Annotated in this window: 14 protein-coding genes and 1 pseudogene; all 15 read left to right on the top strand. The window is 43.4% G+C overall.

The annotated features are described in order from the left end of the window. The first annotated feature begins 9 nt into the window (after positions 1-9). Positions 10-180, top strand: coding sequence for an Arc family DNA-binding protein (locus AAC854_RS24310; RefSeq protein ID WP_422824082.1), 171 nt, complete (start codon positions 10-12; stop codon positions 178-180). A gap of 191 nt (positions 181-371) precedes the next feature. After that, entirely contained in the window at positions 372-1,151 is a 780-nt protein-coding gene (locus AAC854_RS13010; RefSeq protein ID WP_340617469.1) for a phage antirepressor KilAC domain-containing protein, read from the top strand. Positions 1,152-1,424: 273 nt separating this feature from the next. After that, a pseudogene (locus AAC854_RS24735) lies at positions 1,425-1,529 on the top strand (phage antirepressor N-terminal domain-containing protein); the annotation flags it as partial. A 283-nt stretch (positions 1,530-1,812) separates the two neighbouring features. After that, positions 1,813-2,652 carry an ORF6N domain-containing protein gene (locus AAC854_RS13005; RefSeq protein WP_340617468.1) on the top strand — a complete coding sequence of 280 codons (840 nt, stop codon included), beginning with the start codon at positions 1,813-1,815 and terminating at the stop codon, positions 2,650-2,652. A gap of 591 nt (positions 2,653-3,243) precedes the next feature. Beyond that, the gene (locus tag AAC854_RS13000) at positions 3,244-4,041 is read left to right on the top strand and encodes a hypothetical protein (RefSeq protein ID WP_340617467.1); all 798 of its coding nucleotides are present in this window, start codon (positions 3,244-3,246) and stop codon (positions 4,039-4,041) included. Continuing rightward, positions 4,032-4,415: a hypothetical protein gene (locus AAC854_RS12995; protein WP_340617466.1), complete on the top strand. Its 384-nt coding sequence runs from the start codon at positions 4,032-4,034 to the stop codon at positions 4,413-4,415. The genes AAC854_RS13000 and AAC854_RS12995 overlap by 10 nt, the downstream gene beginning before the upstream one ends. Before the next feature lie 132 nt (positions 4,416-4,547). After that, a complete protein-coding gene (locus AAC854_RS12990) occupies positions 4,548-5,504 on the top strand; it encodes a hypothetical protein (protein ID WP_340617465.1) in 957 nt (318 codons plus the stop codon). A gap of 94 nt (positions 5,505-5,598) precedes the next feature. Continuing rightward, positions 5,599-9,045 carry a tape measure protein gene (locus AAC854_RS12985; protein ID WP_340617464.1) on the top strand — a complete coding sequence of 1,149 codons (3,447 nt, stop codon included), beginning with the start codon at positions 5,599-5,601 and terminating at the stop codon, positions 9,043-9,045. A 93-nt stretch (positions 9,046-9,138) separates the two neighbouring features. Beyond that, positions 9,139-9,504, top strand: coding sequence for a hypothetical protein (locus tag AAC854_RS12980; protein ID WP_340617463.1), 366 nt, complete (start codon positions 9,139-9,141; stop codon positions 9,502-9,504). Continuing rightward, positions 9,497-9,859: a hypothetical protein gene (locus AAC854_RS12975; protein ID WP_340617462.1), complete on the top strand. Its 363-nt coding sequence runs from the start codon at positions 9,497-9,499 to the stop codon at positions 9,857-9,859. Before AAC854_RS12980 ends, AAC854_RS12975 begins: the two co-directional genes overlap by 8 nt. 32 nt (positions 9,860-9,891) lie before the next feature. After that, positions 9,892-10,227 carry a phage tail protein gene (locus AAC854_RS12970; protein WP_340617461.1) on the top strand — a complete coding sequence of 112 codons (336 nt, stop codon included), beginning with the start codon at positions 9,892-9,894 and terminating at the stop codon, positions 10,225-10,227. Then, positions 10,224-10,928: a phage minor tail protein L gene (locus AAC854_RS12965; RefSeq protein WP_340617460.1), complete on the top strand. Its 705-nt coding sequence runs from the start codon at positions 10,224-10,226 to the stop codon at positions 10,926-10,928. The genes AAC854_RS12970 and AAC854_RS12965 overlap by 4 nt, the downstream gene beginning before the upstream one ends. Positions 10,929-10,931: 3 nt before the next feature. Then, on the top strand, positions 10,932-11,645 hold the full coding sequence (locus tag AAC854_RS12960) for a C40 family peptidase (protein ID WP_340617459.1): 714 nt from the start codon (positions 10,932-10,934) through the stop codon (positions 11,643-11,645). Then, positions 11,588-12,163, top strand: coding sequence for a tail assembly protein (locus AAC854_RS12955; protein WP_340617458.1), 576 nt, complete (start codon positions 11,588-11,590; stop codon positions 12,161-12,163). Before AAC854_RS12960 ends, AAC854_RS12955 begins: the two co-directional genes overlap by 58 nt. Continuing rightward, positions 12,163-15,175 (top strand): TipJ family phage tail tip protein (locus AAC854_RS12950; RefSeq protein WP_340617457.1); only part of this gene is annotated, 3,013 nt, incomplete at its 3' end. The genes AAC854_RS12955 and AAC854_RS12950, both read left to right, overlap by 1 nt.

The raw sequence follows: 15,175 nt of genomic DNA, 5'->3' as shown, positions 1-15,175 counted from the left end.
GGAGTCATTGTGAGTCACAAGCAAAGAATACCCCCGTACCCCTTAAGAATGCCGTCTGAGGTTAGGGAATGGTACGAAGAAGAATCAGACAGGAGCGGTCGCTCTCTAAATGCTGAGATTGTGAAAATTTTGAAGGACAGGATGAATAGAGTGATAGGGCAAAGGAAGAATGCAGCTTAATAACAAAGAAGCCCCAACTGTTTTGGGGGCAGTTAGGGCTTCTGAGTGCTATTTACCGTGAGATAAACAACTTAGCCATTGTAACGAATGACAAATTAATTTACCAGAGTACCGCCAAGTACCCTGAAAACAGAAAACCAGTAGTTTGCAGTTACTGGTTTTCATCAAACTAACTCGATGGAGAGTTTTTAATGACTAATAAGAATGTAGCAGCTTCTGGCGCAGTTGTCACCAAGATGTCAAGTCGCGAGATCGCAAAACTGACTGGTAAAAGTCATACGCATGTATGCCGCGATATTCGCACTATGTTATCTGCTTTATATGGTGGCGCTGAATCTGATTATATCCGTAAGCCAGATTTGGTTTACCTTACCAATCAACGCGTTATCTGCATTCAGTACGACAATAACAATCCCAATGCTTGGGAGTATTTACTAGACCGTCGTCATACTGAAATCTTAGTTACTGGATACGATGTTAAAAGACGTGCAGCGGTGATTGATCGCCTGTACGAATTAGAACAAGAAAGGCGCAATTCCCCTTCGAGGTTACCAAACGCCAAAGAACTTGCTCTCATGGTAATTCAAGCCGAAGAAGAAAAGGAACATTTGTTACTGGAAAATAAAGACCTTGAGCACAAGGTCGAAGAAATGAAGCCAGATGTAGATGCCTTCGAGCGCATCGCCAAAAAATCAACTGGCAGTATGTGTGTTACAGACGCAGCGAAACATCTACAAATCAAGCCTAAAACTCTTTTCGATACTCTTTCTTCAACTAAGTGGATTTATCGCCGTTTGGGTAAAAAATCTTGGGTTGGCTATCAAGACAAATTACAGCAAGGGTTATTGGAGCACAAAATAACCGTTGTCGCTAAAGACGATGGAACTGAGAGAGTTTGCGAGCAGGTTCTCGTGACTGCAAAAGGCATCTCCAAACTAGCTAAGATGTTGAGCGTGGATAAAGCAGCTTAAGGACTGAGGGCCAAGGATGGCGATCAAATACTGATCTATTCAAAAGAATTAACCAATTTAACAGTGATTGTTAGGGTTAACAATACAAATTTACTCGTATTTGGTGTGTAATTGGTTGAATATTCGAAGCATATCGCAATTCACGGCTGATTACCTTTACAAAACGTTACAATTACGCAATAAATAGCTCCGTTCTGAAACGGCGAAGCCCCTAACTACGGCTAATAGTCAGGGGCCTCTAAATCGTCTAATACCATCTCAAGGAAAATAGACATGTCTATTATAGCAACTAAAAGCGTTAGTAAAACTATTAACGTTCCATTTTATGGCTCAGATCTCTATGTCGTTAATTATAACGGCGAGCCGTATGTACCGATGATAGGCTCAACTGTTATTGACATTATAAACATTGCTTTATACACTTGTCTTAGAGGCGTCAGAACCTCAAGTAAGCGGTCAAAACCAACCCCGTCAGTGTTGGATTTTTTATGCCTAATTTTTGATGGTAGCTTTACGGCTATCACTCCCCTGACTCAAAGTCGGGAGGGCGACGAATACAACACCCGAAAGGGGAATGAGTCCGCGGCGCTTACTGCCGTTCTGAACCTCCCGGCACCATTTTATGGTTGTTCACTTTTCAGAAAAAAGTAAGGAGTCAGCAATGACTAATCAAATATCTATCCAAGATCTCCCATCTATCCATCATAGCGGCATTCCAGTTATTACTACTGAGCTACTGGCTGACCTTTATGAAACCGATGTTATTCGCGTCCGTCAAAACCATACAAGGAATGCGGGTAGATTTGTTGAAGGTAAGCATTTTTTTAAATTAACTGGTTCAATTTTAAAGGAATTTAAGAACAGAGTATCTTTAAGCTACTCTGTTGATGGTGAGTCCAATAACCTTGAGGTGGTTGGAAAGCGAGCCAGAAGCCTCACTTTGTGGACAGAACGAGGCGCCGCCCGTCACGCTAAGATGTTGGATACTGATAAAGCATGGGATGTGTTCGAGAAGCTGGAAGATTTTTACTTTAACCAAAAGGAATCGGAACCAGTAACGGCTAAAACCACAACCCAAGACCGTACTCCTCTTCGTGGACTGGTTAACACCATCATGGGCAAATATGGCATGACCTACCAAGAGGTTTATCGGATGGTGCATAAGGAGTTTGGTGTTAACCATATTGATGAGTTGACTCATGTTCAGATTCCATCTGCTATGGAGTATCTGGCAACGAAAGCGATAGAGGGTGAGTTTCTTGGTCGGGAAGAGATACCAAAGCCAGAAACACACATTGACCTCTCATCCGAACTCAGAAATGCCAATGCTCTATATAGAAACCTAGCGCACCTCAAAGATACTTGGGATGTACTCAACCCGCATTTATCTGTTCTGAGTCCAGATATAGCCCATGCGTTTAATGGGGCATTTAGTAATGTGACTGGGCCAGTATTAGCCCTCAAAAACGGTCTGGAAAGAAAAACTAATCTGCTGAACTAACCCCAAGCCACGGACGGCTAAAAAATAAAACAGTTTGATACATTTTAATCATCAACGAAACAACAGCAATATAGCTAACGCTATTGAACTTAAGGTTCAAGCAGTCTAAGATTACCTCAAGGTACATTTATCAATGAGCTAAATGTCAATCATTATTTACTTTAATTTCATGACGTTAGGGGGCTATATGAGAACTGAACATACCAGATCTATACAGACTATTAGCCACTCGACAGAAGTTGTTGATTCTTTTTTTGACGAACAATCACAGAAGGAATTCTCTGTTAGGCGTCTGAGTTGCCGGAATGATATAAAACGACAACTATTTATAGTAACCATAACGAACGATAATAAGAGTGATGATTTCTATGTTGTCCCGTTTGCTGAACTTACTATATGTAGAAATAAGATAAGATATATTATTAAACCAACTCAACAATATCCTGATTTGGAAGGCAGCATCCCTTCAATAAGTGCCAGCATTGAAAAAACTGTCTGTGATTTTATTCGGAACTACCGTCCTGCTTGCCACTAATATTACCTGACTGAGATAACAATGGCACTCAACCAATTCAATATGAAGGATATAAAATGGCACAACCACTACCCAAAAAAGATGCATTGGCGAGTGAATTAACGGATGCTTTGGCGCGCGGGGATTCTGTTACGGAGTTTGAATTTCGCCGCTACCTGAAAGATATAGAAAAATACAGCTCCGGTCTTGAGTCAGTATATCTGAAGGCGCTAGCTAACGGCTTAGCTAATAAAAAAGATAAAGCAGTAGAGCATTTTGAGAAAGTATTGCAAATACCTAATATAGATTACGCTATAAGCTATGCTGGGAATTATTTAGCTTATATTAACCAGCGTGGTTCTTTTTCTGAAAGAAAAGAAGTAGCGCAGAGATTAGCACGTCAATATGAATCACCATCTTTTTGTTTTATGGCTTATCAATCAAATATTTTTAGCGGTGATGTATCCGGTGCAGATGAGTTCTACAAAAAGTATATTAAGCTCAGCCAAGAAAAAGAAAGTGAACTTTTGAGTAAAGATTTTCAAGGAGCCAAATTGAAATTACAAGAATTTCGAGATGGATCTGGCCTAAGCGAAGAACAGGTTGTTATATTAGCAAACAGTATCATTCAAGTTATTGATGCTAATGATGTTCACGTTCATCGAATAGAAATTATATCTAACAAAGTCCATGAAGAAAGAGTTAATATTTACAATATGTCAGTTCTAACGGACGATGTAGAGCTTTTAGCTGAAATGAACTTTCAGCTTGCGTATAAACTGGCAGAGTATGACGAATTATTAGATAAAAAGTTCAGTGCTTGCATTAGAGGACATGAAAAAAACAAGAGGAAGGAGATTACACCTTGCCTATAACATGCCAAGATTTATTGAATTTTGCTGAGGATTGCTTTTCTAGAAAAGATGAAGTTGGTTATAGAAATGCAACTTCTAGAGCTTATTACGCTGCCTATCACAATGTATACCCAGTTATGAAAAGTGGGCCAAAAGATAACCACCAAGGGTTGATTGATTATCTTAAAACAGACTCTTGGAAAGGTAATGAGGCATATAATAAAGCTGACTTGATAGCCCTTGGGCATATGCTCCAAAATTTGAAAGATAACAGAATAGTATCAGATTATAATTTATCTCATAACGTGAAAGAGGTTGATGCGAAGGTGGCAATAGCCACAAGTAGAAAGGTATTAGAGAAAGTCACAGAGATAACTCAATCCAAAATAGCATAAGCCCGCCCCTTCCCCGTATAAACCACTTTAATCAAATAACCATCACACAGATGCCACTTAGTTGTGGCATTTTGCGTTGTTTTGCGCTAATTGGTTGGTATTATAAGCAAAATTTAACGATGAGAGGTTGTGATGGTTAGCATCAAAAAAGAAACAAATCATGATATTTTTGTATGGGATCTTCCTCCTGAATTAGAAAATATTTATGGTGTAGTTGTTCACTATTGCCTGTCGGCAAGGCGGTTTGATAAGGGAATGATATGCAAGGGGTTTAAACTTGAGGATGAAAAAGGTCAACTTATAATCGACAAAATGATTGAGCGAGGAGTAATTGCGCGTCAGGATGATAAAGGCGATTACTTTATCAGCGACATATATAATCATAGTGATTATTTACTTGAATTAGAACGCAAAGAAGATGAAGAAAAAGCTAAGAAGAAAAAAGAGGAAGAAAATCGAATTGATTTGTCTAAGCCATTATTCTTTATAGCGATAATAGTATTCATGGTTTCTCTGTATTTTCTTATAAGAGAACCAATGTCCTTGTTAATACTTTTGCCGTTCTCTATAGCAGTTGGAGCTTATTCTGATAGACTCCCTAAAGGAGTCCCGCCTGTAATAGTTATTGTAATCTGTATCTCAACACTTTTGTTGGTTAACTCAATGGCACCAATATTTGGTGATAAGTATGATGATAAAATAGCGATTGAAAGCACAAACCATCAGGTAAGTGAAGACACTAACGCGGCTCAGAACTCGGTAAATACCTCTTTAGATGAACCGTCTAGTTCTACTACCCAGTCAGCAAAGACATATACAAAAGAACAGCTAAACGACATGGTTAATTCTGGCAACTATCCAGACCAACTTAGTCCCGTAACACAAGACATTAGCTCTATGGGTTTCACTGACTGCAAAAACTCGGCTTTAGGGATATACAATCAAGTGAGCGGTGAATATCCGGGAAAAAGAGTCGTCGATTCATCTATTTTGTTTATTATAAAAATATGGACAAACGACGGAGTTATTATGGTTAGCTGCTCTGAGCCAGATCAAAAAAGAGTTATTACACAATCCGATTACAAATAACGTAATGAATAATTAATATTGCATAACTAATAGCTAAACCTAACGAACAATAACCTCGCTTCTGCGGGGTTTTCTTTTTTAAGGAACTGATAAAATGGCAGAACATCGAGTAGGTAATATTGTTTATCAAGTATCAATGGATGTAGCACAACTCTTAACAGCGCAACGCCAAGTTAACGAGCGTCTTGATAGGATGGAACTTGGCATGGATAGAGCAAATGTAGCAACAAAAAGACTAAGCTCTTCTATGTCATCATTAACTGCGATAGCGGCAAGTTTAATTGCAGCACTTTATGTGCGTCAAATCGCAGAATATGCGGATGCATGGACTAGTGTTAATAACAAATTAGTTAACTCTAAGAAGGCACACGAAGAGCTTAATGCCGTCACTACACGCGTATTCGATATCTCTCAAAGAACCAGAACGAGTCTGGAAGCAACAGCCACATTATACGGACGTCTTGAAAAGGCCACTCGATCATTAAACATGAGCGCTAAAGACCTTGGCGATATGACTGAAACCATAAACAAGGCACTTATTGTATCAGGTGCTACTGCGGCGGAATCATCGAGCGTACTTATCCAGTTATCTCAGGCTTTAGCAGCTGGCGCATTGCGTGGCGAAGAATTTAACTCCGTTAGCGAAAACGGCATAAGAATAATGCAAGCTATTGCGGATTATCTTGGTAAAGATATCGGTCAGTTAAAGGAAATGGCGGCGCAAGGTAAATTGACCTCCAAAATCGTTATTGCCGCAATGAAAGCGAGCGCACAGAAGATTGGTAAAGAGTTCTCTAATACCACCTCTACGATAGAACAGGCGTTCGTTGTTGCTGGCAATAATGTCACTAAGTTCATTGGGGAGTCGAGCAAGATAAACACGGCTGCGAATATATTCAATAAATCACTGGTAACACTGAGTGGAAATTTAGATACATTTTCTACCGCTATCGGCATGGTGGCGCTGGCGGCAGTTGCTAAGTTTAACGGCGCACTAGCCAATAAAGTAAAAACCACGATCACATCTATGCAATCATTAAATGCCGAAACTGCCGCTGCTCATACTAACGCTTTAGCGACAGAGCACGCAGCTATTGCAGCTAATCGCAAAGCTATAGCTGACAGGGAGCAAGCAATACTCGCATATCAGGTTGCTGAGGCTGAATTTATTGCAGCCAAAGGAACTCAAGCCGAAATGATAGCAACTAATGCCCTTATAGCGAGCAAAGAGGCGCTTGCGGTCACGCAGCTTAATGTTGCCACCACTGGTAAAGCTGCTACCGCTGCTACTGCGGCTGTTGGTGTTGCCGCTAAAAACGCGTCTGTGGGATTACGGTTATTAGGGAATGCATTTGCTTTTGTGGGAGGATGGTTTGGTCTTATCACCATTGCTGCGGGGATTTTTTACTACATGTATGAAAAAACCAAGCAAGCATCGGATGGTGCGAGGGAATACGCAAAAAACTTAGGCGATGTTAAAGAAAAGCTCAAGGACTTGAGTGCGGAAGAGGTTGCTGCCGAGGTTGATAAAATGAATCGATCAATCAAGCAGATGGAAATAGATGCCAAAAATTCAGCGCAAAAAATTAAGGAATTGCAGCAAGAGCTTGATAAATTCAAAGATCCGAAAAAAAGAGCAATCAAAATAGCCTATTACACTAGCAACGGAATGGATAGGGATTTTGCCGAACAAGCTGTTGCTGATGACGAAAAAAATGCGCAAGAGGCTCTAACGCAAGCTAAGGCGGATCATGTACGCACAACAAGAGAACTGAACAAAGCCAAAGCAGATTCGGCAATTATGACCGATATTGGAAACAAAAAAATAGAAGAAACCAATAAGTTAATTTATGAGCAAGGTAAGAAAGAAATCCCTAACAATGTCAAGGAGTGGGAGAGCGCAGGGAAAACTTACGGGGAGGTAGTGGAGTTAATAAAAACCAAACTGAGCAGCCTTGGTATCGCTATTAAATCTGTTGGGGGTGATACAGAAGAAGTAAATAAGAAAATGCAGGCCATGATTAAAAAGGCTGAGCGTGATGTAAAAATTGCCTCAATACCGGATGAAAAAGGCAAAATAAGGCAACAAGCTGAGTTTGACGCGGAAGATGCTGGCACAAAGCCTGACTCTGAGGAAGCCAAAAAATTCGTTAATCTGGTTATACAAAAGCATGAAGTTGATGAGGCCGCCGAGAGGCGAAAAAAAGCAGCTCAGGAAGCTGAATCTGCTGCTAAAAAGGCCGACGAAGAGGCAAAAAATCGCTCTAAACAGATCGAAGATTCTCTTAAACGCCAGCGTGACGAAATAGACCGACTCAAAACAGGCTACGAGGAAGCTAGCCGTGAAATGGCTATGTACGATGCGGCTAAAGCCATGCCGGAAGGTTCATCCCCTGAACAGATTGAAAAAGCCAGAAGAAATGCAGCAGAGAGATACGATCTTGAAAAGGATTACGAAGCCAGAAAGTGGGCACTGGAACAAGACTCTTTGGCTAAATCTAAAAAGGCAATGGATGAAGAACTGGCGCATTTGAGGAGTGTCAAAAAGCAGGGTTTAATTGAAATAGAGGAATTCAAGCAGCGCGAGCAAGAGATAAAGGAGCGCTATAAGAATAAGCAAACGGAAGATGACATTAACAAAAAAGTTGATTCATCGGTAGGCTTTAATGAAGGAATGCTGGGTAAAGTAGACCCAATTCAACAACTCCAGAATGAATATGCTCAGAAAATGGCAATGTTGGATGCTTATAACGCCCATGATATTGGTGAGCATGAACGAATCTTGCAACTCAAATCCGACCTCACCCGTAAATTCAATGATGACATGACTACCGCCCAATGGGAGCAATGGAAAGGCCAGAATGAGATGTATCAATTTCTGGGTGATGCTGTCGAAGCACTAGGCCAGCGCTCAGCCAATGCCATCACAGGGCTGCTAACTGGCACTCAGACCGCGAATGAGGCTATGAGAAATCTGGCGCTTACTATCACGAATGAAGCTGTCTCAGCACTGGTTCAGATGGGTATGCAGCAAATCAAGAACATGATTATCGGCAAGGCGGCTAATACAGCGGCGGCGGCATCGGCAGTTGCTACAGGTGCGACGATTACTACGGCAATGGCTCCTGCTGCTGCGGCTACCAGCGTAGCAACAATGGGAACAGCGGCTACAGTCGGTATGACGGCAATGGCAACTGCTGTACCTGCGATGATTGCGTTGCTCGGTGCTCGTAAAAACGGTGGCCCAGTCAGTCCTAACGGCGCTTACCGAATTGGCGAGAATAACAGGCCTGAGATATTCAAGGCCAACAATGGTAATCAATATCTGGTGCCGGGCGATAGAGGTAAAGTGATCAGTAATCGGGATATGGGTAAGGGTGGTAATAGCGTATCTGTTGGCGGTATTGATATTACATTAAATGTATATCCGCAGGGTAACTTTACTGAACAGGATGCACGGATGGTGTCGGGAATGGTGAAGAAGACCATTTATGATGTATTGATAGATGAGGGCAGGCCCGGTGGACTGCTGAATCAGTAATCACTTGTCTGAAATGCCTGTAAATAAAATCAGTAGCACAATCCCAATAATTGATGCTTAAATTGTGTAATAAAACTTCTGTTATTGGGGTGGATGGTGGATACTGAACTAGAGAGAATCGAAAGTAATGAGAAGAAACTTTGGGAGAAATTTAAACTGGTTACTCCTTTGAATTTTTCTAGATTTTTAGAAAGTAAAAGGATGCGTGTCGAATCATGCTTAATGTGCGGTCACGGTGACATCCGGTTTCCTTCAATGGCTGATGGACCAACTGAAGAGTTTTATCTTATTCCAATAGAAGTTAATGAGTTATCTATAAAAAGCAAAAATTACATAGCTAACTACAAATACCGAGGCATCTGTCCGGATTGCGGCCATGAAATATATTTTAATGCCTATCCCGTTATTAACTGGCTAGAAAATAGCAGCAAGCAGGGTAGAGAAGATAAGAATGACTAAACATCTTAAAAATGTAACCCCTATACGTAAAGAAGATTCTTTGCCAAAAGTAGAAAAGAATGATCACACTGGCGGGAATGGCGGAGGTGGAGATATGGAAGCAAGAGTCGCAAAACTTGAATCAGACATTGCATATATCAAAACTACCATGAATGATATGAAGTCTGATCTCAAAACTGTTACAGGTGATGTCAGTGCAATGAACACTAAGATTGCTGTAATAGAATCTAATTATGCTACAAAAGCAGATGTAACAAGTTCTGCTAACAAAATAATCTTATGGGTTGCTGGAGCCGTTATCTTTTCTCAACTACTACCCGCAATACCCAAAATAATTGATGCATTTATAAAATAACCCTCTTCGGAGGGTTTTTTATTGGGTGAAATATGACAAAACCAGAATTTAAATGGCGACCACAGGATAACTATGAAGTCAGCCATGAGCCGCGGGTAAAGGTTATCCGATTTGGCGATGGCTACGAGCAGCGTATCAAGGACGGTATTAACAATCAGCTCAAAAAGTACCAACTCAGCTTTGTCGAGAAAGCAGACACGGGGCGCGCTATTGATGAGTTTCTACGCACAAGAGGGGCGGTAGAGTCATTCACATGGCGAACCAGTGACGATAACCAATTGCGCACTTTCGTTTGCCGTTCATGGACAGTGAATCGGCAACGGTTGATGTGGTCTATTAATTGCGTCTTTGAAGAGGTGGTGGCATGAGAGACATCCCTAAAGAGATGCGGATTGAGGTTACCGAACTGGCTCAGAATGCCATTCTCAATCTGTATGAGATAGATTTAACGGCTTTCGGTGGCGACATCTACCGTTTTCATGATGGTATGAACGGAAAGTTACAACCTGTTATCTGGCAAGGAATGCGCTATGAGCCGTATCCGGTTGAGGTGACAGGGTTTGAGATGAGCGGTAAGGGGCCAAGTTCTCGCCCTAAAATGGTATTTGCCAACATTAACGGATTTATTACAGCGATAAATCAGGATTTCAATGATGCGCTAGGTGCAGTAGTGACGCGCCATCAAGTGCCTGAGATTTATCTGGATGCGGTGAATTTCCCGAACGGTAACCCACAGGCCGATCCTACGCGGGAGGCAGTCAGCAAGTACCTGATAGAACAGAAACAAGATTCCAATGCGGACTTTGTGACTTATGTACTTGCTCTGCCCAGTGAAACTGATGGCGCGTTAATTCCAGCGCGGGTAATTCAGGCTGATATTTGTTGTTGGCAATACCGTTCTGCTGACTGCGGGTATGATGGCCCACCCGTGGCAGATGAAAAAGACCAGACAACGACTGATGCACTCAAAGATCGGTGCTCGAAGAAATATAGTGGCTGCATTCTCCGATTCCCTCGCCCCCTATCCATGCCCTTTGGTGGCTTTCTGGGTGCCAATAAACTAGGTTAAACCATGCTGGAACAAGACATTATCGCCCACGCGAAAGCGGAAGCGGCGAAGGAATCGTGCGGCCTGATTTCAGGTGGGCGCTATTTCCCATGCCGTAATATTTCGCCAGATCCTGAGAACTACTTTGAAATTAATCCTGATGACTGGATAACGGCAGAATGTTTTGCCGATATTGAGGCGATTGTTCACAGTCACCCAAATGGGCGACCTCGATTGAGTACAGGGGACAGGGAGCAACAAATCAGAACGGGTTTGCCGTGGTGGTTAGCCTGTGGTGATCGGGTGCATAAATTCCGCCCTGTTCCCCGATTATTGGGTCGTGAGTTCATCCATGGCACGCAGGATTGCTATTCCCTCATCCGCGATGCCTATCATCTTGCCGGTATCGAGTTAATAGATGCCGAGCGTGAGGATGAATGGTGGAACAAAGGGCAAAATCTGTACCTCGATAACAGTCTCAGTCAGGGTTTTGAACAGGTTGATGAGATTCAGCCCGGCGACATCATTCTGATTTGCTTGGGTAGCCAGACGCCCTGTCACGGGGCTATCTATATCGGCAATCAGCAAATCTTACACCACAGACCAGACCGTATCAGTAAACGCGATATTTATGACGGTTATTGGCTCAAATACACACATTCAGTATGGAGACATAAACAATGGTCAAGTTACAGCTTGGAGGCCATCTTAGAAGATTTGGTCGTCGCTACGAGTTAGAGGTTCGTGATGCAGCGGAAGCCGTCAGGTGCTTGTGTTACCAGTTAAAAGGATTCCAACAAGCACTGTCAGATGGACATATCCGCATTCGCATTGCGGGGAGGGACATGACAGAAAAGAGCATTCCCGGAGGCATGAATCACCCGCTCAATGATGGTGATACTGTCACGATTGTGCCTATTGTTAGCGGTGCTGGCGGAAATATGGGAGTCGGTATGGCTATTCTGGGCGTTGTTGCTGTTGCTGCGGCGTTTTGGACAGGTGGTGCATCTATTGCGTTATGGGGGCCAATGTCCACTGGCTTAGCCATCGCCGGTGTTGCCCTGATCGGGGCTGGCTTGGCTTCTATGCTCACCAAAATGCCTAATGGCCCGGAGATGGGTTCCAGCAAAACGGAAGGCAATAAGTATTTCAACTCACTGGAAAATCGCATCGGACAGGGGTACCCGGTGCCGATTGCCTACGGTGAGCTGGTGGTGGGTTCAAATGTGATTTCTCAGGGTTTGGAGACGGAATAATGGGAAAAGGTGGCGGAGGTGGCAGTACGCCCAGACTGCTTGATGATAACCTGAAAAATAAGCAGTTTCTGAAAATTGTTGATTTGATTGGGGAAGGGCAAATTGAAGGCCCTGTAAATGGGCTGCATGGGTTCAGGATAAACGGGACGCCAGTTGTTGACAAAAACGGCAATCCGAATATCAATGGGGTCACTGTTCAGTGGCGTGCTGGTACTCAATCCCAAGAGCCACTCAGTGACTATCCCTTCGTTGAGAGTGAAATACCTGTCAGCGTCGAGGTGAAAAAAGAAACACCTATTACTAGAGCTGTTTCCAATCAGGATGTTGATCGTATCAGGTTTACCGTAGGTGTCAGTGCGTTGGTTGAGACTGATAGCAAAGGTAATCAGAATAATACCTCAGTGCAACTGGCTATCGAAGTGAATGACGGTTCTGGCTGGTACAATGCTAAGTTTGTGAATATAGGCCCCGCTAAAATCAGCGGACAATATCTAGAATCTCACACCATCGATGCACCGAAGAAAAAACCATTCCAAATTCGGGTATCCCGATTAACAGAGGACAGTAAAAGCGACCAGCTCCGCAACGGTACAGTCTGGGCCAGCTACACCGAAATTACCGATACATTGATGAGCTACCCTAACAGCGCTGTAGTAGGGATGCGCATTGACCGCTCACAGTTTGCCGATACCCCCAAACGCACCTATCACATCAAAGGGATGATTATTCAGGTTCCTGATAACTACGACCCAGAAACCCGTGAGTATAAAGGCGTCTGGACAGGACGATTTAAACCCGCCTACAGTAATAATCCGGCATGGATTTTCTACGATTTAGTGACCAATACCCGCTATGGCATTGGAAAATTAATGGGGTCGTTTGGTTGTGACAAATTCGCCCTGTATGCCATCGCGCAATATTGTGATAAGCCCGTTCCTGATGGATTTGGGGGGACTGAACCCCGCTTTACTTGCAATGCCTACATAGCCACTCAACGCAAAGCGCGGGATGTACTGGATGATTTGGCGTCCGTATTCCGTGGTATGCAGGTATGGGATGGTTTGAAACTGACTGCGTTTCAGGATAGGCCATCTGACCCGGTATGGACATTTACTAATGCCAACGTGGTTGAGGGGAAATTTAACTACAGTTCTGCCGCAAAGAAAGCCCGCCACACCATGATTGAGGTCACGTGGACTAACCCCGATAACGGCTGGAAAGACGAGCGGGAAATCATTCAGGATGATGAGCTGGTAGCTCGTTTGGGGGTCAATGTTAAAAAAGTGGCTGCTTTTGGCTGCACCAGTCGTGGACAGGCTCACCGTGTTGGTAAGTGGATCATCGAAACCGAAAAGCTCGAAACTGATTCTGTGACATTCAGCGCAGGCCGTGAGGGTATCAATTGCATACCCGGTGATATTGTTGAAATTGCCGATAACACATTTGCGGCTGCGCGTATTGGCGGTCGCGTGCTTTCATTTTCAGGCAAAACTGTTCGCATTGATGCACCCGCCGAATTTTCAAAAGGCGAATCAGGTTACTTCTCCTATATGGGAAATGAAGGTGGGTTAGCTAGGGTTGATATAGAATCTGTCAAAGAGGATGTTGTCACTCTCAAAGATGAACCTCACGGATTGCGGCAATGGGGTATATTTTCAATTTCCAAAAAATCCCTTGTTACTCGCTTATTCAGGGTGATGAGCATTGCCGAAGACAAAACAGGCAATTACAACTTCACTTGCATTCAACATGAGCCGCAAAAAGAGGCAATTGTTGATAATGGCGTTGATTTTCAGGGGAATCCGGCCACACGAAACGTGATTCGCATTCCCAACATTGAACGCCTGAGTATCGCTTATGTTCTGGATAGTTCACGGGTACAGGCACGGGCGATGTGGGCGACAACAACTATTAACCGAAACATTACTTTTGATGTCATAGTTTATCGTGACAATAAAGTAGTGTCGCACGGCAATACAAAAGAGTTGGAATATTACTTCAATGGGCTGGGCGCTGGTATTTATATGGTTGGCGTTCGCGCCCGTGATGACAGCGGAATGTTAGGCGATGAATCCAAGGTTCAGATGGTAATTGGCGCACCCGCCGCACCCTCTGTCGTAAACATTGAGCCGGGATTTTTTGAGTTAAAAGCTGCCCCGCATATCAGCGCACCAAAAACATTGGACACTCAATTTGAATTCTGGTTCTCAGAAAAACAGATCATCAATATTAACGAGATTGAGGCACGGGCTGATTTTCTGGGTATTGCTAAATTCTGGATAAAAGGACAGCTCAAAGCCGGAACGCCATATTGGTTCTATGTTCGCAGTGTAAATGAGTTCGGTAAATCGCATTTCGTTGAAGCAGTTGGCGAACCCAACGATAACACTAAAGAGATTCTGGATGAGTTAGGTGACAAATTCCTCACTGCCGAAGCCGGAAAACGGCTGCAATCCCAGATTGATTATAACTCGGAAGCTGCTATGGAAAATGCCGCGTTGAGTGGCTCCATTGTCCAGCGTCAACTGAAAGAAAATGGCGAGATGCGGGCGGAGATACTGGAAGTCAAAACCACACAATTGACCGACAGGAAAGCCTTTGCGGAGTCAATGGAAAAAGTTCAGGCCGATGTGGGCGAGAATGCGGCGGCGGTGCAGACCAAGGCGACCGCGGTCTTTGATATTGATGGCAATGGCTATGCCATTTATGACATTGGGGCAGGGGTGAAGTACAAAGACCAGTTCTATCAGGCAGGCGCGGTGATTGGGGCTGAGGTGAAGAACGGTAAGGTCGAAACACATTTCGGCGTCAGGGCGAACCAGTTTACGGTGGTGAATCCGTCCAATGGGAAAATGGAACCGGTATTCGTAATTAAAAATGGTCAGGTTTTCATTAACAGCCTGTTCGTTGCTGATGCCACGATTACCAGTGCGAAGATTGCCGACACCCTCCAGTCGACCAACTTTGACCCGAACCGGCGAACCGGATTTAGGTTAAATATGCGAACCGGTG

The organism is Xenorhabdus entomophaga (genome assembly GCF_037996725.1).
Taxonomy (GTDB): Bacteria; Pseudomonadota; Gammaproteobacteria; order Enterobacterales; family Enterobacteriaceae; genus Xenorhabdus; species Xenorhabdus khoisanae.
This window is presented reverse-complemented; position numbering and strand designations above follow the sequence as displayed.

Excerpts from the sequence above, each read along its gene's own strand:
- AAC854_RS12955 (WP_340617458.1), top strand. The coding sequence starts at position 11,588 with ATGGTCAAGTTACAGCTTGGAGGCCATCTTAGAAGATTTGGTCGTCGC.
- AAC854_RS12975 (WP_340617462.1), top strand. The coding sequence starts at position 9,497 with ATGACTAAACATCTTAAAAATGTAACCCCTATACGTAAAGAAGATTCT.
- AAC854_RS12990 (WP_340617465.1), top strand. The coding sequence starts at position 4,548 with ATGGTTAGCATCAAAAAAGAAACAAATCATGATATTTTTGTATGGGAT.
- AAC854_RS12960 (WP_340617459.1), top strand. The coding sequence starts at position 10,932 with ATGCTGGAACAAGACATTATCGCCCACGCGAAAGCGGAAGCGGCGAAG.
- AAC854_RS13005 (WP_340617468.1), top strand. The coding sequence starts at position 1,813 with ATGACTAATCAAATATCTATCCAAGATCTCCCATCTATCCATCATAGC.
- AAC854_RS13000 (WP_340617467.1), top strand. The coding sequence starts at position 3,244 with ATGGCACAACCACTACCCAAAAAAGATGCATTGGCGAGTGAATTAACG.
- AAC854_RS12970 (WP_340617461.1), top strand. The coding sequence starts at position 9,892 with ATGACAAAACCAGAATTTAAATGGCGACCACAGGATAACTATGAAGTC.
- AAC854_RS12965 (WP_340617460.1), top strand. The coding sequence starts at position 10,224 with ATGAGAGACATCCCTAAAGAGATGCGGATTGAGGTTACCGAACTGGCT.
- AAC854_RS12985 (WP_340617464.1), top strand. The coding sequence starts at position 5,599 with ATGGCAGAACATCGAGTAGGTAATATTGTTTATCAAGTATCAATGGAT.
- AAC854_RS12980 (WP_340617463.1), top strand. The coding sequence starts at position 9,139 with ATGGTGGATACTGAACTAGAGAGAATCGAAAGTAATGAGAAGAAACTT.
- AAC854_RS13010 (WP_340617469.1), top strand. The coding sequence starts at position 372 with ATGACTAATAAGAATGTAGCAGCTTCTGGCGCAGTTGTCACCAAGATG.